This window comes from Streptomyces sp. NPDC055099 (genome assembly GCF_053607685.1).
In genome coordinates, this window is sequence record NZ_JBSGUA010000009.1 from 171,468 (window position 1) to 194,410 (window position 22,943).

Annotated in this window: 20 protein-coding genes; 12 read left to right on the plus strand and 8 right to left on the minus strand. The window is 70.1% G+C overall.

Translation table 11 applies throughout. The features are described 5' to 3' along the window. The first annotated feature begins 116 nt into the window (after positions 1–116). Positions 117–962, plus strand: coding sequence for a protein phosphatase 2C domain-containing protein (locus ACWFRU_RS22975; RefSeq protein WP_453689730.1), 846 nt, complete (start codon positions 117–119; stop codon positions 960–962). Between the two features lie 189 nt (positions 963–1,151). Here the strand turns inward: ACWFRU_RS22975 and ACWFRU_RS22980 are convergent, their stop codons facing one another. After that, a complete protein-coding gene (locus ACWFRU_RS22980; RefSeq protein WP_453689732.1) occupies positions 1,152–1,682 on the minus strand; it encodes a MarR family winged helix-turn-helix transcriptional regulator in 531 nt (176 codons plus the stop codon). A 278-nt stretch (positions 1,683–1,960) separates the two neighbouring features. Here ACWFRU_RS22980 and ACWFRU_RS22985 point away from each other — a divergent pair, with 278 nt between their 5' ends. After that, on the plus strand, positions 1,961–2,803 hold the full coding sequence (locus tag ACWFRU_RS22985) for a lysozyme (RefSeq protein ID WP_453689734.1): 843 nt from the start codon (positions 1,961–1,963) through the stop codon (positions 2,801–2,803). A 71-nt stretch (positions 2,804–2,874) separates the two neighbouring features. Here ACWFRU_RS22985 and lon read toward each other — a convergent pair whose 3' ends face one another. Both lon and ACWFRU_RS22995 read right to left on the minus strand, forming a co-directional pair. Continuing rightward, a complete protein-coding gene (gene lon, locus ACWFRU_RS22990) occupies positions 2,875–5,298 on the minus strand; it encodes an endopeptidase La (RefSeq protein ID WP_453689736.1) in 2,424 nt (807 codons plus the stop codon). A 113-nt stretch (positions 5,299–5,411) separates the two neighbouring features. Continuing rightward, positions 5,412–6,164: a rhomboid-like protein gene (locus tag ACWFRU_RS22995; protein ID WP_453689738.1), complete on the minus strand. Its 753-nt coding sequence runs from the start codon at positions 6,162–6,164 to the stop codon at positions 5,412–5,414. A gap of 164 nt (positions 6,165–6,328) precedes the next feature. On the opposite strand from ACWFRU_RS22995, the gene ACWFRU_RS23000 reads away from it, so the two are divergent. The 5 genes from ACWFRU_RS23000 (at position 6,329) to ACWFRU_RS23020 (ending at position 13,353) form a co-directional block, all read left to right on the plus strand. Continuing rightward, positions 6,329–7,033, plus strand: coding sequence for a spermidine synthase (locus ACWFRU_RS23000; protein WP_453689740.1), 705 nt, complete (start codon positions 6,329–6,331; stop codon positions 7,031–7,033). 65 nt (positions 7,034–7,098) lie between these two features. Continuing rightward, on the plus strand, positions 7,099–7,839 hold the full coding sequence (locus ACWFRU_RS23005) for a response regulator transcription factor (RefSeq protein ID WP_055555160.1): 741 nt from the start codon (positions 7,099–7,101) through the stop codon (positions 7,837–7,839). 13 nt (positions 7,840–7,852) lie between these two features. After that, positions 7,853–8,938: a HAMP domain-containing sensor histidine kinase gene (locus ACWFRU_RS23010; protein ID WP_363209229.1), complete on the plus strand. Its 1,086-nt coding sequence runs from the start codon at positions 7,853–7,855 to the stop codon at positions 8,936–8,938. A gap of 259 nt (positions 8,939–9,197) precedes the next feature. Next, complete coding sequence (locus ACWFRU_RS23015) at positions 9,198–13,028, plus strand: multifunctional oxoglutarate decarboxylase/oxoglutarate dehydrogenase thiamine pyrophosphate-binding subunit/dihydrolipoyllysine-residue succinyltransferase subunit (RefSeq protein WP_453689742.1); 3,831 nt, start codon at positions 9,198–9,200, stop codon at positions 13,026–13,028. Positions 13,029–13,170: 142 nt separating this feature from the next. Then, the gene (locus ACWFRU_RS23020) at positions 13,171–13,353 is read left to right on the plus strand and encodes a DUF6104 family protein (protein ID WP_003961784.1); all 183 of its coding nucleotides are present in this window, start codon (positions 13,171–13,173) and stop codon (positions 13,351–13,353) included. Positions 13,354–13,404: 51 nt separating this feature from the next. Here the strand turns inward: ACWFRU_RS23020 and ACWFRU_RS23025 are convergent, their stop codons facing one another. After that, positions 13,405–14,232, minus strand: coding sequence for a hypothetical protein (locus ACWFRU_RS23025; RefSeq protein WP_453689744.1), 828 nt, complete (start codon positions 14,230–14,232; stop codon positions 13,405–13,407). A gap of 199 nt (positions 14,233–14,431) precedes the next feature. On the opposite strand from ACWFRU_RS23025, the gene ACWFRU_RS23030 reads away from it, so the two are divergent. Next, complete coding sequence (locus ACWFRU_RS23030; RefSeq protein WP_453689746.1) at positions 14,432–15,334, plus strand: DUF4097 family beta strand repeat-containing protein; 903 nt, start codon at positions 14,432–14,434, stop codon at positions 15,332–15,334. 1 nt (position 15,335) lies between these two features. Then, on the plus strand, positions 15,336–16,442 hold the full coding sequence (locus tag ACWFRU_RS23035) for a helix-turn-helix transcriptional regulator (RefSeq protein ID WP_453689748.1): 1,107 nt from the start codon (positions 15,336–15,338) through the stop codon (positions 16,440–16,442). A gap of 27 nt (positions 16,443–16,469) precedes the next feature. Here the strand turns inward: ACWFRU_RS23035 and ACWFRU_RS23040 are convergent, their stop codons facing one another. From ACWFRU_RS23040 to ACWFRU_RS23055, 4 genes are all read right to left on the minus strand, one after another. Continuing rightward, complete coding sequence (locus ACWFRU_RS23040; RefSeq protein ID WP_453689750.1) at positions 16,470–17,075, minus strand: Clp protease N-terminal domain-containing protein; 606 nt, start codon at positions 17,073–17,075, stop codon at positions 16,470–16,472. After that, complete coding sequence (locus ACWFRU_RS23045) at positions 17,075–17,284, minus strand: helix-turn-helix domain-containing protein (RefSeq protein ID WP_361833496.1); 210 nt, start codon at positions 17,282–17,284, stop codon at positions 17,075–17,077. The genes ACWFRU_RS23040 and ACWFRU_RS23045 overlap by 1 nt, the downstream gene beginning before the upstream one ends. Before the next feature lie 55 nt (positions 17,285–17,339). Next, positions 17,340–18,305 carry a zinc-binding dehydrogenase gene (locus ACWFRU_RS23050; protein ID WP_453689752.1) on the minus strand — a complete coding sequence of 322 codons (966 nt, stop codon included), beginning with the start codon at positions 18,303–18,305 and terminating at the stop codon, positions 17,340–17,342. Positions 18,306–18,435: 130 nt separating this feature from the next. Next, complete coding sequence (locus ACWFRU_RS23055) at positions 18,436–19,650, minus strand: NAD(P)-dependent malic enzyme (protein ID WP_363209222.1); 1,215 nt, start codon at positions 19,648–19,650, stop codon at positions 18,436–18,438. 539 nt (positions 19,651–20,189) lie between these two features. Between ACWFRU_RS23055 and ACWFRU_RS23060 the strand changes: the two genes are divergently transcribed. From ACWFRU_RS23060 to ACWFRU_RS23070, 3 genes are read left to right on the plus strand one after another with little or no spacing between them, the layout of a single operon-like run. After that, complete coding sequence (locus ACWFRU_RS23060) at positions 20,190–21,152, plus strand: ABC transporter substrate-binding protein (RefSeq protein WP_453689755.1); 963 nt, start codon at positions 20,190–20,192, stop codon at positions 21,150–21,152. A gap of 36 nt (positions 21,153–21,188) precedes the next feature. Continuing rightward, positions 21,189–22,127 carry an amino acid ABC transporter permease gene (locus tag ACWFRU_RS23065; RefSeq protein ID WP_453689757.1) on the plus strand — a complete coding sequence of 313 codons (939 nt, stop codon included), beginning with the start codon at positions 21,189–21,191 and terminating at the stop codon, positions 22,125–22,127. 11 nt (positions 22,128–22,138) lie between these two features. Beyond that, positions 22,139–22,891, plus strand: coding sequence for an amino acid ABC transporter ATP-binding protein (locus ACWFRU_RS23070; protein WP_453689991.1), 753 nt, complete (start codon positions 22,139–22,141; stop codon positions 22,889–22,891). The last annotated feature ends 52 nt before the right edge of the window (positions 22,892–22,943 follow it).

A 22,943-nucleotide genomic window follows, 5' to 3' on the forward strand; every position in this document is an offset into this window, starting at 1 on the left:
CCGCCGGAAGCGATCATTCCGACTGAAATCCGGCGTCTGACCTGCCGGTCCGGGCCAACCCCCGTTGTCCGGCGCCTTCCGCACGGCCTTGTGAAGGCCTCGTGCAGACTGACCGAATGCGTATCGAACTCGCCACCGAGCCCGGAGACCCCGCGCGCCCCAACGAGGACTATGCGGCGGTGATCCTTCCCGCGGCCGGACAAGGCGGATCGCTCGTCCTGCTGGACGGGGTGACCCCGCCCGCCGGAGACGACGGCTGTCTGCATTCCGTCCCTTGGTTCACGGCGCGACTCGGCGGCGCACTGGGGGAAATGTCCGTTTCGCGGCGGGATATGACGCTCTCCGAGATCCTCGCGGCGGCGATCGCGCGCACCGCGGAGGCGCACGCCCGGACTTGTGACCTTTCTCACCCGCGTACGCCTCAGGCGACCGCGATTATGGTGCGTTGGGACGAGGAGCGGGTCGAGCACCTCGTCCTGTCCGACTCCGCGCTCCTGATGGCGGGCCCGGACGGCCACGTCACGCCGGTGCTCGACGAACGCCTCGCGGAACTGCCCCCGCGAATCCTCGCCCTGCGCGACGCGGTCCGCGCGCTGCCGCGCGGCACCACCGAGCGCGAGGAGGCGGGCCGGGCGTACGGCGCCGCCGTCGAGGCCCTGCGGAACGCGGAGGACGGCTTCTTCACCGCGGCCGCCGATCCGTCGGCCGCCGCGCGCGCGGTCACCGGCACGTGGCCGCGCGCCGAGGTGACGGCGGTGGCGGCCCTCACGGACGGCGTCGGCCGCTGGGTCGAGACGTTCCGGGAGGGCGACTGGGCGGAGTGCTTCGCGCTGCTGCGCAAGGAGGGCCCGCAGCGCCTGGTGGACCGGGTACGGGAACTGGAGCGCGCGGACCCCGAGGGCACGACGTTCCCACGGGGCAAGCTGCACGACGACGCGGCAGTGGTGTACGCGGAGTTCTGAGGTAACCGGGGGCGCGCCCGGAAGGGGCGCGGGGAACTGCGCGAGCAAGCACACCCGACCCGCAGACAACAGAGAACGGACACCCCTCAAGGGGCGCGGGGAACTGCGCGACAAGCCACAGCCCACCCGCAGCCAGAATCGCGCCCCCACCAACGCCTCACCCCGCCCCGCCCCACCCCGCCCCACCCCTCAAGACTCCGGGGACTCATTCAGCTGCCGCAGCAAGCGGGCAAGCTCCGCGACCTCCGTACGGTCCCACCCGGCCAGCTTCCGCACGTACCGCTCCCGCCGCCCCGCCCGCACCGTACGGAACCGCGTGGCGCCCTCCCGCGTGAGGTGGACCAGCCAGGCCCGCCCGTCCGCCGGGTCGGGCTCGCGGGCGACGAGCCCCAGCTCCTCAAGGGCCCGCAACTGGCGGCTCATCGTCGCCTTGCCGACGCCGATGTACGCGGCGAGGTCGGTGGCCCGCTGCGGGCCCGAGTCGTCGAGGCAGACCAGGAGTCCGTACGCGGCGGGCTCCAGGTCGGGGTGGACCTGACGCGCCATCTCGCCGGACGAGGCACGCGCCCGGCGCAGGAGCAGCGTCAACTCGCGCTCCAGGGAGAGGAACTCGCGGTCGACCCCGCTGTTCCCGTCGGGCCCACCGTCGTTCACGTCGGGCGCACCGTCGTTCACGTCGGCTCCACCGTCATTCTCGCCCTCGTGCACTTCAGCAGCCATGGCACGCTTTCTTTCCGGATCAGAGAAGTTTCCGCCCCGCACGGCGGCAGACATCCGCGTCGGCCCATCGCCGCAGCTCGACCAGTATTTCGCAACGCCCCGACACCCCGCGCCGAGGACACCGCCGCTGGAGTAGACCAACGGCAGACATCTGACCCCCTTCCCAGCCCCGGGTCTACGTGCGTAGCGTCGTTCGTGACATGTTCACACCAGGAGCATGTCGACAGGTCCCCCCACGAGCTCCGACGAGCTCAATCGAGGCCTACGGAGGCACGCACATGCCCGTGCACAGACCCGGAACGCCCCGCCGCTCCCGCTGGTCAGCGGCCGCAGTCCTGCTCTCAGTCCTCTCCGCCCTCTCCCTCCTCCTCACCCTGCCGGGCGCCGCACAGGCAGCCGGCGGCGACGACACCCCCGCCCGCGGCTCCGCCCGCATGGGGCAGGGCGTCATCGAGCACGACGGGCAGGGCAGTCTGCCCCCCAGCGGCGACGCCGTACAGACCGAGGGCGTCGACGTCAGCAGCCATCAGGGCAACGTCGCCTGGTCGACGCTCTGGAACAGCGGCGTGAAGTGGTCCTACGTCAAGGCGACCGAGGGCACGTACTACAAGAACCCGTACTTCGCCCAGCAGTACAACGGTTCGTACAACGTGGGCATGGTCCGCGGCGCCTACCACTTCGCGACGCCCGACACCTCCTCGGGCGCCGCCCAGGCCAACTACTTCGTGGACAACGGCGGCGGCTGGTCCCGCGACGGCAAGACGCTGCCGGGGGCGCTGGACATCGAGTGGAATCCGTACGGGGCGGCCTGCTTCGGCAAGTCCCAGTCCGCGATGGTCACCTGGATCCGGGACTTCCTGAACCAGTACAAGGCGCGCACCGGCCGGCACGCGGTGATCTACACGGCCACCAGCTGGTGGAAGCAGTGCACCGGCAACTACGGCGGCTTCGCCGTCAACAACCCGCTGTGGATCGCGCGTTACAACACCTCGCCGGGTGAGCTGCCCGCCGGATGGAGCTTCCACACGATGTGGCAGTACACCTCGACGGGCCCGACGGTCGGGGACCACAACAAGTTCAACGGCGCGCTCGACAGGGTCGTCGCGCTCGCCAACGGCTGAGCGGACCCACCGAGCACGCGGGCCCGAAACCCCTTTCGGGGTCCCGGGCCCGCACGCACCGGCCTCCTCCGTCACGCGGCGGCCGGAACCCTCACCTCGGCCTCCGTCAGGGCCAGTTCGAGCACCTGACGGACGTCCGTCACCGGGTGCACGTCGAGCTTCTCCAGGATCTCGGCCGGGACGTCGTCCAGGTCGGCCTCGTTCCGCTTCGGGATGATCACCGTGGTGATCCCGGCGCGGTGCGCGGCGAGCAGCTTCTGCTTGACGCCGCCGATCGGCAGGACGCGCCCGGTCAGCGACACCTCACCGGTCATGGCCACATCCGTACGGACCAGACGGCCGCTGAGCAGCGACGCGAGGGCGGTCGTCAGGGTGACGCCCGCGCTCGGCCCGTCCTTGGGGACGGCGCCCGCCGGGAAGTGGACGTGCACGCCGCGCTCCTTGAGGTCGCCGACGGGCAGCTCCAGCTCCGCGCCGTGCGAGCGCAGGAAGCTCAGCGCGATCTGCGCCGACTCCTTCATGACGTCGCCGAGCTGGCCGGTGAGCGTGAGCCCGGAGGCTCCCGTCTCCGGATCGGCGAGCGACGCCTCGACGAACAGGACGTCGCCGCCCGCGCCGGTGACCGCGAGCCCGGTCGCCACGCCCGGTACCGCCGTGCGCCGCTCGGCCGGGTCCTGCGCCGACTCGGGCACGTGGTGCGGGCGTCCGATGAGACCGCGCAGGTCGTCCTCGCCGACGGTGAACGGCAGCTCCCGCTCGCCCAGTTCGTGCTGTGCGGCGACCTTGCGGAGCAGCCGCGCGACGGACCGCTCCAGGTTCCGCACGCCCGCTTCCCGGGTGTACTCCCCCGCGAGCTTGCGCAGCGCGCTCTCGTCCAGGGTCACCTCGTCCGTGCCGAGCCCGGCCCGCTCCAGCTGGCGCGGGAGCAGGTGGTCACGGGCGATGACGACCTTCTCGTCCTCGGTGTAGCCGTCGAGCCTGACCAGCTCCATGCGGTCGAGCAGCGCCTCGGGGATGGACTCCAGGACGTTCGCCGTCGCCAGGAACACCACGTCGCTCAGGTCGAGCTCGACCTCCAGGTAGTGGTCGCGGAAGGTGTGGTTCTGCGCCGGGTCGAGGACTTCGAGGAGGGCGGCCGCCGGGTCGCCCCGGAAGTCGGAGCCCACCTTGTCGATCTCGTCGAGGAGCACGACCGGGTTCATGGACCCGGCCTCCTTGATGGCGCGCACGATCCGTCCGGGCAGCGCCCCGACGTACGTACGCCGGTGACCGCGGATCTCCGCCTCGTCGCGTACGCCGCCGAGCGCGACCCGCACGAACTTGCGGCCCATGGCGTGCGCGACGGACTCGCCGAGGCTGGTCTTTCCGACGCCAGGAGGACCGACCAGGGCGAGCACGGCGCCACCCCGGCGGCCGCCGACGACCCCGAGGCCGCGGTCGGCGCGGCGCTTGCGCACCGCGAGGTACTCGGTGATGCGCTCCTTCACGTCCTGCAGGCCCGCGTGCTCGGTGTCCAGGATCTCCTGGGCGCCCTTGATGTCGTACTCGTCCTCGGTGCGCTCGTTCCAGGGCAGTTCGAGGACGGTGTCGAGCCAGGTCCTGATCCAGGAGCCCTCGGGCGACTGGTCGCTCGCGCGCTCCAGCTTGTCGACCTCCTTGAGGGCGGCCTCGCGGACCTTCTCGGGGAGCTCGGCGGCCTCGACGCGGGTGCGGTAGTCCTCGGACTCCTCGCCGTCCTTCTCGCCGTTCAGCTCGCGCAGCTCCTTGCGCACGGCGTCGAGCTGGCGCCGCAGCAGGAACTCGCGCTGCTGCTTGTCGACGCCTTCCTGGACGTCCTTGGCGATGGACTCGGCGACGTCCTGCTCGGCGAGGTGCTCGCGCAGCTGCTCGGTGGCAAGCTTGAGGCGGGCGACCGGGTCGCCGGTCTCCAGGAGCTCGATCTTCTGATCGGTGGTGAGGAAGGGCGAGTATCCGGAGTTGTCGGCGAGGGCCGAGACGTCGTCGATCTGTGTGACGCGGTCCACGACCTGCCAGGCTCCGCGCTTCTTGAGCCAGCTGGTGGCGAGCGCCTTGTACTCCTTGACCAGCTCGGTGACGGCGCCGGGAAGGGGGTCGGGCACGGTCTCGTCGACCTTGACGCCCTCCACCCAGAGCGCGGCACCGGGTCCGGTCGTCCCGGCGCCGATCCGCACGCGGCCACGGCCGCGGATCAGGGCGCCGGGGTCACCGTCGGAGAGGCGGCCGACCTGCTCGACGGTGCCGAGGACGCCGGTCGCGGCGTACGTCCCGTCGATGCGCGGAACAAGAAGGACCTGCGGCTTGCTGCTCCCTTCGGAGCGGGCGGCGGCCTGGGCCGCCTCGACCGCGGCGCGCACCTCGGTGTCGGACAGGTCGAACGGAACCACCATGCCGGGCAGGACAACCTCGTCGTCGAGCGGCAGCACGGGCAGTGTCAACGGTGTGGACGGCTTCGACTCGGCGGACTCAGTAGTCATGATCTCCCCTTCGGCATTCAAGTTGAGCTATGTGGGCTCAATGCTTGTGAGTGCTTGAATGTTCCCCAAGGGGTGTTCGCTGTGAGCGATCACTTCAGAATGCGCGGGGTCCGTCAGGCGGACCGGCGCCACCGTCGCACCAGCGGCCACGTGGCGACGCCGATCGACAGGGCCAGCAAGTGGCCCCAGTTGGTCATCGGGTCCGTGAACGCGATCAGGTCGTCGATCAGCATGCCGCCGAAGCCGGCGAGCACCAGCCACCGCAGCCACGGCCTGAAGAGCCCGGCCAGCGCGCCGACGCTCGCCGCGACGCCGAAGCTGATGCCGTAGTCGAGGCGGTGCAGGGAGCTGTCGGGCAGCTGCCCCGCGAGGACCGAGAGGCCGACGGGGACCTCGGTCGCGAGGGTGGCCACGACATGGCCGAGCAGGAAGACGCCCGCCGTGCGCAGCGCGCCGATGCGGCGCTCAAGGGCGGTGAGGACCAGCAGGAAGCCGATCGCGTACGGCGACGTGATGCCGCCCGCGATCCACAGCGCGCTGGCCACCAGGACGAGCAGCGGCTGCTGCGTCAGGTGCGCGACGTCGGTGCTGGAGTGCCGGTGCAGGTCCGCGATCAGGGACGGGTCCGCGTACCGCGTCAGGAGCGACGTCAGGGCGAGGACCGCGGCGTAGCCGAACGTGAAGGGCGTACCCGTGGGGGTCGGCAGGACGCGCCACAGACCGGCGGCCCATGGTCTCCGACCCGGCGCCGCCACCTCGGGGGCCATCACCTGGGGCACGCGGTCCCGCTGTCGCGGGATGCCGTCCAGGCCGGGCGGGGCCGTCTCCTCGGGCGCCGTGGGGGCGGCCGACGCGCTCGGGTCCAAGGTGAGACGCTCCTTCCGTCATGTCCACCCTTTGTCGATCTTTCCGGCACTGTCTATGACCCGTGCCACGACCCGCACCACGTGAGACACGAATCACAGCAACCCCGGAGCGCGTGTCCGCGTCCGCCCCGAATCGCGCTCCCCGCGGTCATACCCTGACCGCCATGCAAACCCACACCACCGCCCCCGTCGTCATCGACCGGCGCGAGGGGCCGTACGGCGAAGTCGTACTGCGGCGCCATGGTGCGCTTCTGCAGATCATCGCCAACGGCTGTTTCCTGATGGACACTTCGGACGGCCGCTCGGAGCGGCTGCTCGTCGACGCGGCGTACGACGCCCTCGACGATCCCCGGGAGCCCGACCTGCTCATCGGCGGCCTGGGCGTCGGCTTCTCCCTCGCCCACGCGGCGGCCGACCCGCGCTGGGGCCGCATCACGGTCGTCGAGCGCGAGCAGGCCATCATCGACTGGCACCGCGCGGGTACGGACGCCCCGCTGGCCGCGCTCTCCGGCGCCGCGCTCGCCGATCCGCGCACGGAGATCCTGCACACAGACCTGATGGCGCATCTCTCCGGCGCCGACGCCCCTGACGGCACCCCGAGAACGTACGACGCGCTCTGTCTGGACATCGACAACGGGCCGGACTGGACGGTGACGGAGGACAACAACTCCCTCTATTCTCCGGCCGGTCTGGCGGCCTGTCAGGCTCGCCTCAACCCCGGCGGAGTGCTCGCCGTGTGGTCCGCCCAGCCCTCGTCCGCTTTCGACTTCGCTCTACGGAATGCCGGGTTCCAGTCGGTACGGACGGAAGAGATCCCCGTTGCCCGAGGCGTACCCGACGTGGTTCATCTCGGCGTAAGGGCTGCGTAGCCGAGGTGCCTTCGCGACCCGTACCCTGCTGACCGAACACAAGCGATCAGTGTCAGGGGCGGGCGATGGAGCAGACACACACCTCCCACAACGGTGCGACGGCGGCGATGCCAGGCGCCCAGCGCCGGGTTCTGGTGGTCGAGGACGACCCGACGATCGTCGACGCCATCGCCGCCCGGCTACGCGCCGAGGGTTTCGTAGTGCAAACGGCGGGCGACGGTCCGTCGGCGGTCGACACCGCACAGGCTTGGCAGCCCGATCTGCTGATCCTGGACATCATGCTGCCGGGCTTCGACGGGCTTGAGGTGTGCCGCCGGGTGCAGGCCCAGCGGCCGGTGCCGGTGCTCATGCTGACGGCGCGCGACGACGAGACGGACATGCTGGTCGGGCTCGGTGTCGGCGCGGACGACTACATGACCAAGCCGTTCTCCATGCGGGAGCTCGCGGCCCGCGTGCACGTCCTGCTGCGCAGGGTCGAGCGGGCCGCGCTCGCCGCGACCACTCCGCGCAGCGGCATCCTGCGGCTCGGCGAGCTGGAGATCGACCACGCCCAGCGGCGGGTCAGAGTCCGCAGCGAGGACGTCCATCTGACGCCGACGGAGTTCGACCTGCTCGTCTGCCTGGCCAACACGCCGCGTGCGGTGCTCTCGCGCGAGCAGCTGCTCGCCGAGGTGTGGGACTGGGCGGACGCGTCGGGCACCCGGACCGTCGACAGCCACATCAAGGCGCTGCGCCGGAAGATCGGCGCCGAGCGGATCCGTACGGTGCACGGCGTCGGGTACGCCCTGGAGACCCCGACCCCCTGAGGTGAGCCGTCCGATGACAGGTCCCTTCGGCGGGCTGCGGCCGTTCTCCATCAAGACCAAGCTCGGCACCCTGGTGGTCGTCTCGGTCTTCATCACCACGGGTCTGCTGATGGTGGCGATGAAGACGGAGACGGAGCTGCGCTTCATCACCGTCTTCTCTGTGATCGCCACCCTGCTGATCACGCAGTTCGTGGCGCACAGCCTCACCGCGCCGCTCGACGAGATGAACTCCGTCGCGCGCGCCGTCTCGCACGGCGACTACACGCGCCGCGTGCGCGGCGCCGACCGCCGTGACGAGCTGGGCGACGTGGCCACCACGATCAACCGCATGGCGGACGACCTGGAGGCCCAGGACCAGCAGCGCAAGGAGTTGGTCGCCAACGTCTCGCACGAACTGCGCACCCCCATCGCGGCACTGCGCGCGGTCCTGGAGAACGTCGTGGACGGAGTGTCCGCCGCCGACCCGGAGACCATGCGTACGGCCCTGAAGCAGACGGAGCGCCTCGGGCGGCTCGTGGAGACGCTGCTCGACCTCTCCCGCCTGGACAACGGCGTCGTACCGCTGCGGGCCCGCCGCTTCGAGGTGTGGCCCTATCTGTCGGGCGTCCTCAAAGAGGCCAACATGGTGGCCTCCGCGCGTGCGGGCATCGCGTCGGGCTCCGGCAGCCACACGCGCACGGACGTACATCTGCACCTGGACGTGACGCCGCCCGAGCTGACCGCGCACGCGGACGCCGAGCGCCTGCACCAGGTCGTGGCGAACCTCATCGACAACGCGGTCAAGCACAGCCCGCCGCACGGCCGCGTCACCGTGCGCGCCCGGCGCGGCCTCTACCCCGAGTCCCTCGACCTGGAGGTCCTCGACGAGGGCCCCGGCATCCCGGAGTCGGAGTGGCACCGGGTCTTCGAGCGCTTCAACCGCGGCAGCCACGCCAACACGCCTCCGCAGGGACCCGGCAGCGACGGCGGCACCGGACTCGGGCTCGCCATCGCGCGCTGGGCGGTCGATCTGCACGGCGGTCACATCGGAGTGGCCGAATCCCCTCGCGGCTGCCGCATCCAGGTCACCCTTCCGGGCCTGCCCGAACTGCGAAGTTGACGTATCGTTCGAAACTGAAGCGATTCGCGGGCGCATCGGAAGCGCGCCCGGGTGAAGCCGCCGCGCAGGGCAGGGCCCGCGCGGCAATCCGGCGTTCCGGAACCTCGCTTGTTTCCCGCCAATTACGCCGCCGAAACCATCCGTCCAATGTGACTTACGCGACGGATGACGGGCCCGGCCTGCACCTGGCGGCGATGGAGGCGTAGCCTTGATTCCCGCTGTCCATCACCTTGTGAAGCGGAAGAGGGCGGTTACCGCCGTGTCGTCACAGTCCCCCAGTAGCTCGAGCATCTCGACCGACCAAGACGGGCAAGGCAAGAGCCCTGCTGCTGCCTTCGGTCCCAATGAGTGGCTCGTCGACGAGATCTATCAGCAGTACCTCCAGGACCCGAATTCGGTCGACCGAGCCTGGTGGGACTTCTTCGCCGACTACAAGCCGGGAGCGGGCGCGTCACCTGCCGCTGCCCCGGCCAAGCCGGCGGGTGACGCAGCCGCGGGGGCTGCGGACACCAGTGCTCCCGCCGAACCGGCGAAGCCCGCGGCCTCTGCCGCGCCCGCCGCCCCCGCGGCCCCTGCCGCGAGCAGCCCGGCCGCGCCGAAGGCCGCTCCCGCCGCGGCGAAGCCTGCGGCGGCAAGCAGCGCCGCAGGCACCCCTTCCTCCAAGCCGGCGGCTGCTGCCGCCAAGGCAGCTGAGCCGGCCAAGCCCGCTGCCGAGGCCCAGGGGCCCGAGTACGTGACGCTGCGCGGCCCCGCCGCCGCGGTCGCGAAGAACATGAACGCCTCCGTGGAGGTCCCGACGGCGACGTCGGTCCGCGCGGTCCCGGTGAAGCTGCTCTTCGACAACCGCATCGTCATCAACAACCACCTCAAGCGCGCCCGCGGCGGGAAGATCTCCTTCACGCACCTCATCGGGTACGCGATGGTGCAGGCCATCAAGGCCATGCCGTCGATGAACTACTCCTTCGTGCAGAAGGACGGCAAGCCGACGCTGGTCAAGCCGGAGCACATCAACTTCGGCCTCGCCATCGACCTCGTGAAGCCGAACGGCGACCGCCAGCTGGTCGTCGCGGGCATCAAGAAGGCCGAGACGCTGAACTTCTTCGAGTTCTGGCAGGCCTACGAGGACATCGTCCGGCGCGCCCGCGACGGCAAGCTCGGCATGGACGACTTCACCGGCGTCACGGTCTCGCTGACCAACCCCGGCGGCCTCGGCACCGTCCACTCGGTCCCCCGCCTGATGCCCGGACAGTCGGTCATCATGGGCGTCGGCTCGATGGACTACCCCGCGGAGTTCCAGGGCACCTCCCAGGACACCCTGAACAAGCTCGGCATCTCGAAGGTCATGACGCTCACGTCGACCTACGACCACCGGGTGATCCAGGGCGCCGCCTCCGGCGAGTTCCTGCGGATCGTCGCGAACCTGCTGCTCGGCGAGAACGACTTCTACGACGAGATCTTCAAGGCGCTGCGCATCCCCTACGAGCCGGTCCGCTGGCTCAAGGACATCGACGCCTCGCACGACGACGACGTCACGAAGGCCGCCCGCGTCTTCGAGCTGATCCACTCCTACCGCGTCCGCGGCCACGTCATGGCCGACACGGACCCGCTGGAGTACAAGCAGCGCAAGCACCCCGACCTGGACATCACCGAGCACGGCCTCACCCTGTGGGACCTGGAGCGCGAGTTCGCGGTCGGCGGCTTCGCCGGCAAGTCGATGATGAAGCTGCGCGACGTCCTCGGCGTCCTGCGCGACTCGTACTGCCGCACCACCGGCATCGAGTTCATGCACATCCAGGACCCGAAGCAGCGCAAGTGGCTCCAGGACCGCATCGAGCGCACGCACGCCACGAAGCCCGAGCGCGAGGAGCAGCTGCGCATCCTGCGCAGGCTGAACGCCGCCGAGGCCTTCGAGACGTTCCTCCAGACGAAGTACGTCGGCCAGAAGCGCTTCTCCCTGGAGGGCGGCGAGTCCGTCATCCCGCTGCTCGACGCCGTCATCGACAGCGCCGCCGAGTCGCGTCTGGACGAGGTCGTCATCGGCATGGCCCACCGCGGCCGGCTGAACGTCCTCGCGAACATCGTGGGCAAGTCGTACGCCCAGATCTTCCGCGAGTTCGAGGGCAACATGGACCCCAAGTCCATGCACGGCTCCGGCGACGTGAAGTACCACCTGGGCGCCGAGGGCACCTTCACCGGCCTGGACGGCGAGCAGATCAAGGTCTCGCTCGCCGCGAACCCGTCCCACCTGGAGACGGTCGACCCGGTCATCGAGGGCATCACCCGCGCCAAGCAGGACATCATCAACAAGGGCGGCACGGACTTCACGGTCCTGCCGGTCGCCCTGCACGGTGACGCGGCCTTCGCGGGCCAGGGTGTGGTCGCCGAGACGCTCAACATGTCGCAGCTGCGCGGCTACCGCACGGGCGGCACGGTCCACATCGTCATCAACAACCAGGTCGGCTTCACCGCCGCCCCGGAGTCGTCGCGCTCCTCCATGTACGCCACGGACGTGGCCCGCATGATCGAGGCGCCGATCTTCCACGTGAACGGCGACGACCCCGAGGCCGTCGTCCGCATCGCGCGGCTCGCCTTCGAGTTCCGTCAGGCGTTCAACAAGGACGTCGTGATCGACCTCATCTGCTACCGCCGCCGCGGTCACAACGAGTCGGACAACCCGGCGTTCACGCAGCCGCTGATGTACGACCTGATCGACAAGAAGCGCTCGGTGCGCAAGCTCTACACCGAGTCCCTCATCGGTCGCGGCGACATCACCCTGGAAGAGGCCGAGCAGGCCCTGCAGGACTTCCAGGGGCAGCTGGAGAAGGTCTTCACGGAGGTCCGCGAGGCCATCTCGCAGCCCGCCGAGGCGGAGGTCCCGGCCCCCGAGGCCGAGTTCCCGGTGAACGTCGACACGTCGATCACCCAGGAAGTCGTCAAGCGGATCGCCGAGTCCCAGGTCAACATCCCCGACCGGGTCACCGTCCACCCGCGTCTGCTGCCGCAACTGCAGCGCCGCGCGTCGATGGTCGAGGAAGGCACGATCGACTGGGGCATGGGCGAGACCCTCGCCATCGGCTCGCTGCTTCTCGAGGGCACGCCGGTCCGTCTGTCGGGCCAGGACTCGCGTCGTGGCACGTTCGGTCAGCGCCACGCGGTCCTCATCGACCGCGAGACGGGCGAGGACTTCACGCCGCTCCAGTACCTCTCCGAGGACCAGGCGCGCTACAACGTCTACGACTCGCTGCTCTCCGAGTACGCGGTGATGGGCTTCGAGTACGGCTACTCGCTGGCCCGTCCCGAGTCGCTCGTCATGTGGGAAGCGCAGTTCGGTGACTTCGTCAACGGCGCTCAGACGGTGGTGGACGAGTACATCTCGGCCGCCGAGCAGAAGTGGAACCAGCACTCCGGCGTCACGCTGCTCCTGCCGCACGGCTACGAGGGCCAGGGACCGGACCACAGTTCCGCCCGCATCGAGCGCTTCCTCCAGCTGTGCGCGCAGAACAACATGACGGTCGCGATGCCGACCCTTCCGTCGAACTACTTCCACCTCCTGCGGTGGCAGGTGCACAACCCGCACCACAAGCCGCTGGTGGTCTTCACCCCGAAGTCGATGCTGCGCCTCAAGGCGGCGGCCTCGAAGACGGAGGAGTTCACGACGGGTGGCTTCCGCCCGGTCATCGGCGACGAAACGGTCGAGGCGTCGGCGGTCCGCAAGGTCGTCTTCTGCGCGGGCAAGCTGTACTACGACCTCGAGGCCGAGCGGAAGAAGCGCGAGGTCACGGACACCGCGATCATCCGCATCGAGCGCCTGTACCCGCTGCCGGGTGCCGAGCTCCAGGCGGAGATCGCGAAGTACCCGAACGCCGAGAAGTACCTGTGGGCGCAGGAGGAGCCGGCGAACCAGGGCGCGTGGCCCTTCATCGCCCTCAACCTCATCGACCACCTGGACCTGGCGGTCGGCGCGGACATCCCGCACGGCGAGCGCCTGCGCCGCATCTCGCGGCCGCACGGCTCGTCCCCGGCGGTCGGCTCGAAGAAGCGCCACGAGCAGGAGCAGGAACAGCTCCTGAGCGAGGTCTTCGAGGCCTAGGCCTGAGCGGTCCGTCCGAGCGGTTCGTACGGCGGTGGGCCCGGTCCCGAGTGCTTGTCACCCGGGGCCGGGCCCACCGGCGTACCGGCTTATCCTGGACTTCCGTCCAGAACACGTCGACCGTCCGAACGCGGAGCCTGTCTTGTACTTCACCGACCGTGGCATCGAGGAGCTGGAGAAGCGGCGCGGCGAGGAGGAAGTCACCTTCGAGTGGCTCGCCGAGCAGCTCCGCACCTTCGTGGACCTCAACCCGGACTTCGAGGTCCCGGTGGAGCGCCTGGCGACCTGGCTGGCCCGCCTGGACGACGAGGACGAGGACGAGTAGACCCGTCATCCGCAGGTCATCCGCCGGTCTCAGCCCCGCGGCGACCCGGCGTCAGCGGCCCGAACCGGCCCGCACCCTGTCGTAGGCAAGCCCCAGGGAGCCGTGGATTAGCAGGAGCGCGCCGGCCACGCCCCAGCCCCCGCTGCGCCGCCGCACGGCCCACGCCGCCAGCGGCAGTCCCGCGGCGATCTGCGCCACCGCGAGGGCGCGCGCCCGGGGTCCCCGCAGCCAGGGGCCGAAGGGCCCCCGCTCGACCACGTCCAGCTCCGCACGCACCGCGTCCCGCCACCCGGACCACTCGACCTCCCGTACTCCCGGCGCCACGCGTGCCACCGCGCGCAGCCGGTCCGCGGGTTCACCGGGGCCGAGGCCGGCCGGGAGTGCCACCTCCGCCCGCGCGAGGACGGCGAGCAGCCCCAGGAGCCGCGCGCGGGCGTCGGAGTCCGTGTCGGGGCGCCCCAGGGCCTCCAGGGCCTGCAGATCCAGGACGGGGTCGAGGCCGAGCCGGGCGGCGAAGGTCCGCAGCGCCTCGTCCTCGCCCACGGGCGTGCCGTTCGCCAGCCACACGTACTCGACGGTGCGCCGGAAGCCCGCGGCCAGGGTGCAGCCCGAGCGGTCCGAGTCCCACCACAGCGCGAGTACGGGCCAGGGCGCCCCGACGGCGAGCGCGGTGGCCCAGCCCGTGAGCACCCGGTCGACCGGTTCGTCTCCGTGCACCCAGGGTTTGCCCTCGGGCACGAGCACGCTCCACTCGCGCCCCGCCGGGGCGAGCAGCAGTTGTTCGCGCAACAGGCGGGCGGCGGGCTCGACCGCGTCGGGTTCGGCCCGGCAGAGCAGCAGCGCACCGGCGGCGGCGTGCTCGAAAGCTTCGGACGACATGGCCCCACGCTAGGCCAAATCGCCATATTTGGCGCAGAGGAGCAAGGGTGTCTTGACTTTCCGTGACCACGATATATCGTGTGTTGGAGAGACGCGATATGGCGCGTTGTTCCTCCGGGCTTCCGGCCCTCCCGTGCACAGCAGCTCCGCCCGCAGCGCCCCGTCCGCAGCAGCCCCGCCCGCCGAGGAGGTCAGCCCGATGTCAGAGTGGTCCGTCGCCGAGCCCCAGAAGCTCACGTTCGACGCCCCCGTGAAGACCCTCCACGTGCGCGTGGTCAACGGAACGGTGAACGTCGTGGGCACCGACGAAGTTTCCGCCCGCCTCGAGGTCTCCGAGATCGAGGGGCCGCCCCTGACCGTCACGCAGGCCGACGGCGTGCTGACCGTGGCCTATGACGACCTGCCCTGGAAGGGCTTCCTCAAGTGGCTCGACCGCAAGGGCTGGCGCCGCAGCGCGGTCGTCTCCCTGGCCGTCCCCGCGGGCACCCGCGTCGAGGTGGGCGTGGTCGGGGCGGGCGCCGTGGTGACGGGGATCGAGGGGAGCACGGAGGTCAAGGGGGTCACCGGGGACACGACGTTCGTCGGCCTCTCGGGCCGTATCCGCGCCGACACGGTCTCGGGCAGCGTGGAGGCCCAGGGCATCACCGGCGACCTGCGCTTCAACTCGGTCTCCGGCGATCTGACGGTCTTCGAGGGAGCGGGGTCGTCCGTCCGGGCCGACTCGGTGAGCGGCTCGATGGTCGTGGACCTCGACCCGGCGGGCGTCCCGGCCGACATCGGCCTGACGAACGTCTCGGGCGAGATAGCGATCCGGCTGCCCCATCCGACGGACACGGACGTCGAGGCGAACACCGCGAGCGGCACGGTGTCCAACGCGTTCGAGGATCTGCGGGTCAGCGGCCAGTGGGGGGCGAAGAAGATCACCGGCCGCCTGGGATCGGGCAGCGGAAAGCTCAGGGCGACGACGGTGTCGGGGTCCATCGCGCTGCTGCGCAGGCCGCCGGCGGAGGATGAGCCGTCGGACGAGGCGCCTCCGACCGCCTCGCCCCAGGACACTCCCCCGACCGACGACGCCGCCCCGACCGACAAGAAGGTGCTCTGAGATGGCCCCCGTGTTCGCCCATGGCCGACTGCGCCTGTATCTGCTGAAGCTCCTGGACGAGGCGCCGCGCCACGGCTATGAGGTGATCCGCCTCCTGGAGGAGCGCTTCCAGGGGCTGTACGCGCCTTCGGCGGGCACGGTGTACCCGCGCCTGGCGAAGCTGGAGGCCGAGGGCCTGGTCACCCACACCACGGAAGGCGGCCGGAAGGTGTACGCCATCACGGACGCGGGCCGCGCCGAACTGGCCGACCGCAGCGGTGAGCTGGCCGACCTGGAGCTGGAGATCCGTGACTCCGTCGCCGAGCTCGCCGCGGAGATCCGGGACGGTGTGCGGGGCGCGGCCGGTGAGCTCCGCCGGGAGATGCGGGAGGCGGCCAAGGAGGCGCGCGCGTCCGGCGGCGCGGCCGAGGGCAAGAGCGGGGCGGGCTCCGGCGCCGGCTCGGGCTCCGGCAGGCCCTTCCCCGATCCCTCGGACTTCTTCGACGGCTCCTGGGGCGACAAGGAGGGCTGGCGCCAGGCCAAGGAGGAGTTCAAGCGCGCCAGGACGGAGTGGAAGGAGCAGGCCCGGCGGGCGAAGGACGAGACCCGCAGGGCACGCGAGGACGCCCAGCGCGCCCGCCGCCAGGCCCAGGACGCGCAGGAGAAGGCGCGCGCCCAGGTTCAGGAGGAGGTGCAGCGCATCGCGCGGCGCGTCCAGGACCAGGTGCAGGACCACTTCACCCGGGGTGACTGGCCGACCGGGGTCCGCGAGGGCCTGACCGAACTGGCGAAGGAGTTCGGCGACTTCGGCAAGGACATCGGAAAGGACCTGGGCAAGGACTTCGGCGACTTCGGCCGCAAGGAGCCGCGCTCCACCGCCGAGGAGCCCAAGTTCACCGCCGCCCCGGAGGACGGGGTCCCCACGGAGTACGTCCCGGAGTGGGCCCAGGAGGACACCACCGGCAACCCGTCACGGGACCTGGACCGCCTCCTGGACCGCTTCCGTGACGACATCCGCGACGCCGCCAGGGACCACGGCGTGACGGAGGACCAACTGCGCGACGCCCGCCGTCACTTGTCGGCGGCGGCGGCCCACATCGCCGCGACACTGCGCGCCCCGAAGGGCTGACCCGGGGACGCCGAGGCCACCGGCCGCCTACACGGGGCCGGAGCCGGAGGCGGGGCCACTACCGGAGCCAGGGCCATTGCCGGAGCCGTACAGCACCCGCTCCACCGACTCATGGGTCACGCCATGGTCCGCGAGCACCTCGCTGACCATGCCGGGGCGGACGGTCAGGGCGAACAGGATGTGCTCGTCGCCGATCTGCCGGTCCCTGCGGGCGGTGGCCATGCGCAGGGACTTCACCAGGGTGTCCTTGGCCTCGCGGGTGAACGGCCGGTGCCCGCTCCAGCTCCGGCCGGAGCGCCCGGCCCCGCGTCCGCCCGCCAACGCACCGGCGCCATGGGTCTCTTCGACCCGGGAGACGATCTCGGACACGTCGATGCCGAGTCCCGCCAGTGCCTCCGTGTCGGCCTGCGAGAGGCCCCCGCGGCGCCGTGCCTCGCCCAGGGCGCCCTCGATCGAGTCGCGGCGGCGCGTGGCCCCGAGCGAGGCCAGGGCGAAGGACGCCCGGCTCGCCTCGCGGTCCAGCAGCGCGAGGAGCATGTGCCCGTCGTCGACGGAGGCGGCGCCCTCCCCCTCGGCATGCTCGACCGCGCCCTTGACGACGGCGCGGGCGTCCTTCGTGAACCGCTCGAACATCACTGCCTCCCGTACTTCTTGTGCACGGCCTGCCTGCTCACTCCGAGCTCCGCGGCGATCCCCTGCCACGACCAGCCCTGCCGGCGCGCACTGCGCACCTGCACGGCCTCCAACTGCTCCACCAGCCTCCGCAGCGCGGAGACGGCCCGCAGTCCGACGCGTGGGTCACGGTCACCCGCACGCTCGGCGAGATCCGTAGCTTCGGTCATGCACGTCAACTTACGTTGACAGGGAGACATTGTCAACCAATGTTGACATCCGGGCTCAGCCGGCTTCGAGCACGATCTTCCCGAAGAGGTCGCCGGACTGCAGACGCTCGAAGCCCTCGCGCGCCCGGTCGAGCGGCAGCACCTCGTCGATGACGGGACGCACGCCCGTGGCCGCGCAGAAGGACAGCAGGTCCTCCAGTTCGTCCTTGGACCCCATCGTCGAACCGACGATCTTCAACTCCAGGAAGAAGACACGGGTCAGCTCCGCGTGCGAGGGCCGGTCACCGCTGGTCGCCCCCGAGATCACCAGAGTGCCGCCCGGCTTGAGGGACTTGACGGAGTGCGACCAGGTCGCCGCCCCCACCGTCTCGATGACGGCGTCCACCCGCTGCGGCAGGCGGGCGCCGGACTCGACGGCCTCCACCGCGCCCAGTTCCAGGGCCCGCTTCCGCTTGGCCTCGTCGCGGCTCGTGGCGAAGACCCGCAGCCCCGCCGCCTTGCCGAGCACGATCGCGGCCGTCGCGACACCGCCACCGGCGCCCTGGACGAGTACCGAATCCCCGGGCCGCACCCCGGCGTTGGTGAAGAGCATGCGGTACGCGGTGAGCCACGCGGTCGGCAGGCAGGCCGCCTCGGCGAACGACAGTTCCTTCGGCTTGGGCAGCAGATTCCACGTGGGGACGGCGACCTGCTCGGCGAACGTCCCCTGGTACTTCTCGGTCAGGATGGAGCGGGTCTCCGCGGGACCCACCCCATGGCCGGTCTGGCCGATGACGGAGTGCAGGACGACCTCGTTGCCGTGCTCGTCGATGCCCGCGGCGTCACAGCCGAGGATCATCGGCAGCCTGGCATCGGTGAGCCCGACCCCGCGCAGGGACCACAGGTCGTGGTGGTTGAGAGAGGCGGCCCGGACGTTAACGGTCGACCAGCCGGGCCTGGGGTCGGGGGCGGGACGCTCCCCCAACTCGAGTCCGTTGAGCGGCTGGTCACGGTCGATGCGGGCGGCGTAGGCAGCGAACATGTGGCAGACGATAGGCGTGCGGCCTACCCGCACGTAACCTCGCACGACTGTGACACGCGCCGCGCCCCCGCCCCGTACGCAACACGTGCGTACGAGACGGGGGCGCGGGTCACACCGTGCGGCGCACCGGTCAGCGGCGAGCCACGCCCTCGGCCCGCGCGGCAGCGGCGACGGCCGCGGTGACCGCCGGAGCGACCCTCTCGTCGAACGGCGAGGGGATCACGTAGTCGGCGGACAGCTCGTCGCCCACCACGCCGGCCAGTGCCTCAGCGGCGGCGATCTTCATCGTCTCGGTGATGCGCGAGGCCCGCACCTGCAGCGCGCCCGCGAAGATGCCGGGGAAGGCGAGCACGTTGTTGATCTGGTTCGGGTAGTCCGAACGCCCGGTCGCGACGACGGCCGCGTACTTGTGGGCGATGTCGGGGTGCACCTCGGGGTTCGGGTTGGCCATGGCGAACACGAACGAGTTCGGTGCCATGGAGGCGACCGCGGGCTCGGGGACGGTGCCGCCCGAGACGCCGATGAACACGTCCGCACCCGCGAGGGCGCTCTCCAGCGAACCGCTGAGCCCGGCCTTGTTGGTGATCTCCGCGAGCTCACGCTTGACCGGGGTGAGGTCGTCCCGGTCCCGGCTCACGACGCCCTTGCGGTCCGCGACCGCCACATCGCCGAGGCCCGCCTCGAGGAGGAACTTGGCGATGGCGACCCCGGCCGCACCGGCACCGGAGATCACGGCACGCAGCTCACCGAGCGTGCGCCCGGTGAGCCGTGCCGCGTTCCGCAGCGCGGCGAGCGTCACGACCGCCGTGCCGTGCTGGTCGTCGTGGAAGACCGGAATGTCGAGCCGCTCCTGGAGCTTGCGCTCGATCTCGAAGCAGCGCGGGGCCGAGATGTCCTCGAGGTTGACGCCTCCGAAGGACGGCGCGAGCCGCACCACGGTCTCGACGATCTCGTCCGCGTCCGTGGTCGCGAGCGCGATCGGGACCGCGTCCACGCCGCCGAACTGCTTGAAAAGAATGGCCTTGCCCTCCATCACGGGGAGGGAGGCCTCGGGGCCGATGTCACCGAGGCCGAGCACGGCCGTGCCGTCGGTGACCACGGCCACGACGTTCGACTTCCATGTGTAGTCGTTCACCAGCTCCGGCTGCTCGGCGATCGCGGTGCACACTTTCGCGACGCCGGGCGTGTACGCCAGGGACAGGTCGTCCTTGTCCCGCACGGGCACGGTGGCCTGCACGGCCATCTTGCCGCCACGGTGCAGCGCGAACGCCGGATCGAAGGGCTCTTCAGCGCCTTCGTGACCCGTATTGCTGTCGCTGCGAGGATTGACGATCTCCGCTGCCACTTGTCTTACCCCTTAAGTCTTAAATCATCAGTTGAGGGTGTCCACTCCTGGTTGAGAAGTGGGCGGGCACCGCGCCTGTTCCCCGCCTGTCGGCGGAGGGAGGTACAGACACGCGAGCGCGCCGCACACGCGCTCTGGGCCCCGGATGAGGGGTGTAACGCACCTTTCTACCTGACGGTGCTCGGCCTGGGCGAGTGGGATTGGTTACCTGAGGTGCCCTTGACCGTTGTAGTGGCCCGACAACAACGGGAGACGGGCGGATGCCCGGTTTTTCGTCGCGAGCCCGTCACCGGTCCACATCGCGAGATTCACCCGAGATTCACGGAAGATCTCAGATGGCGGTACTTCGTTCCCGACCGGTACGGCCCTGTTGTCCCGGCCTGTCTGGGTTACCGGGCGACCCGTTATCCGATTTTGACATCTCTGGCACCCAGAATCGGACGGTCCGAATGGCAAGATGCCGTCATCACACGAGGTCGCGACACCCGAAGGTGTGTGCACGACCGCTCGGCAACTCCCTCATCCGCCGGAGGACCCTCATGACCGCACGCTCCATTTGTCGTTCCACCGCCGGTAAGTCCGCGAAGTCCCGGATGGCCACGGTCGGCGCGATCGCGGTCGCCGGCGCGCTGCTGCTGACCGGCTGCGGTGACCAGACCAAGAGCAAGGACGAGGGCGGCGAGAAGGTGAGCAACGCGCCGCTCGCCGACAAGCTCCCCAAGGACATCCGTGACGCGGGTGTCATCAAGGTCGGTTCGGACATCGCGTACCCGCCCGTCGAGTTCAAGGACAAGTCCGGCAAGACCGTCGGCATCGACCCCGACCTCGGCGCCGCCCTCGGCAAGCAGCTCGGGGTGGAGTTCCAGTTCGACAACGGCACCTTCGACACGCTGCTCGGCGGTCTGCGCTCCAAGCGCTACGACCTCGCGATGTCGGCCATGACCGACACCAAGAACCGCCAGGAAGGCGTCGACGAGGAGACCGGCAAGAAGATCGGCGACGGCGTCGACTTCGTCGACTACTTCACGGCCGGTGTCTCGATCTACACCAAGAAGGGCGACGACCAGGGCATCAAGACCTGGAGCGACCTCTGCGGCAAGAAGATCGTCGTCCAGCGCGGCACCGTCTCGCACGACCTGGCCAAGGCCGAGTCGAAGAAGTGCAAGAGCGGCAAGAAGATCACCATCGAGTCCTTCGACAACGACCAGCAGGCCCAGACCCGGCTGCGCTCCGGCGGCGCGGACGCGGGCTCGTCCGACTTCCCGGTCGCCGCGTACGCGGTGAAGACCTCGGGCGGCGGCAAGGACTTCGAGCTGGTCGGCGAGCAGGTCGAGGCCGCTCCGTACGGCATCGCGATCTCCAAGAAGAACCCCGAGCTGCGTGACGCGATCAAGGCCGCGCTCGACGCGATCATCAAGAACGGCGAGTACGACAAGATCATCTCGAAGTGGGGCGTCGAGGACGGCGCGGTCAAGGAAGCCCAGATCAACGGCGGCAAGTGACCGCGTAAAACGTCTCGCCGCTGAAAGGCCACTCCCGTGACAACCGACATCTCCAAGAAGGGGCCGGAGGACACACCCCCGTCCTCCCGCCCTGAGGCCATCAAGGCCATCCCGGTCCGGCACTACGGCCGGTACGTCGCCGCCGTCGTCGCCATCGCGGCGCTCGCCGCGATCGTCTACGCGTTCTCCCAGGGCGACATCAACTGGAACGCGATCCCCGAGAACTTCTTCGACGACCGCATCCTCAAGGGCGTCCGCGAGACCCTGATCCTGACCGCCCTGTCGATGCTCATCGGCGTGGTCGGCGGCGTCATCCTCTCGGTGATGCGGATGTCGAGGAACCCGGTGACCTCCTCGATCGCCTGGTTCTACATCTGGTTCTTCCGCGGTACGCCGGTCCTGGTCCAGCTCTTCGTCTGGTTCAACCTCGGCTTCGTCTTCGACTACGTGAACCTCGGCCCCGTCTACAAGGACGAGTGGTCGGACTTCATGACGCCGTTCCTGACGGCGCTGCTGGGCCTCGGTCTCAACGAGGCCGCGTACATGGCGGAGATCTGCCGTGCCGGTCTGCTCTCGGTCGACGAGGGCCAGACCGAGGCCTCGCACGCGCTCGGCATGAGCCACGGCAAGACGCTGCGCCGGGTCGTGCTCCCGCAGGCGATGCGCGTGGTCGTGCCGCCGACGGGCAACGAAGTCATCAACATGCTGAAGACGACGTCGCTGGTCGCGGCGGTCCAGTACTACGAGCTCCTGCGGTACGCCCAGGACATCGGCACCTCGTCCGGCGCGACGGTGGAGACCCTGCTGCTCGCCGCGTGCTGGTACCTGATCATGACGTCGATCCTCAGCGTCGGTCAGTACTACCTGGAGCGTTACTACGCACGCGGTTCGTCGCGCTCCCTGCCGGACACCCCGTTCCAGAAGATCAAGGCCAACATGTTGTCGCTCGGCAACCGCGCGGGAGGTGTGCGCTGATGACCACCGCCATGGTGAAGTCCGAGGGCGTCCACAAGTCCTTCGGCCACGTCGAGGTCCTCAAGGGCATCGACCTGGAGGTCAAGTCGGGTGAGGTCTTCTGCCTCATCGGCCCGTCCGGCTCCGGCAAGTCGACCTTCCTGCGCTGCATCAACCACCTGGAGAAGATCAACGCCGGCCGACTCTACGTCGACGGCGAACTGGTCGGCTACCGGCAGAAGGGAGACAAGCTGTACGAGCTCAAGGACAGCGAAGTCGCCCTCAAGCGCCGGGACATCGGCATGGTCTTCCAGCGCTTCAACCTCTTCCCGCACATGACGGCCCTCGAGAACGTCATGGAGGCGCCGGTCCAGGTCAAGGGCGAGACGAAGGCGGCGGCGCGGGAGCGCGCCGGGTCGCTGCTGGAGCGCGTCGGCCTCGCCGACAAGGCGAAGAACTACCCCTCGCAGCTCTCGGGCGGCCAGCAGCAGCGTGTGGCCATCGCCCGCGCGCTCGCGATGGAGCCGAAGCTGATGCTCTTCGACGAGCCGACGTCGGCGCTCGACCCGGAGCTCGTCGGTGACGTCCTCGACGTCATGCGCGACCTCGCGGAGTCCGGCATGACGATGGTCGTCGTCACGCACGAGATGGGCTTCGCGCGCGAGGTCGGCGACAGCCTCGTCTTCATGGACGAGGGCGTCGTGGTCGAGTCCGGCAACCCGCGCGACGTCCTGACCAACCCGCAGCACGAGCGGACGCAGTCCTTCCTGTCGAAGGTCCTGTAACGCGTACGCACGCCGAAGGGGCGGTACGGATCGTCGATCCGTACCGCCCCTT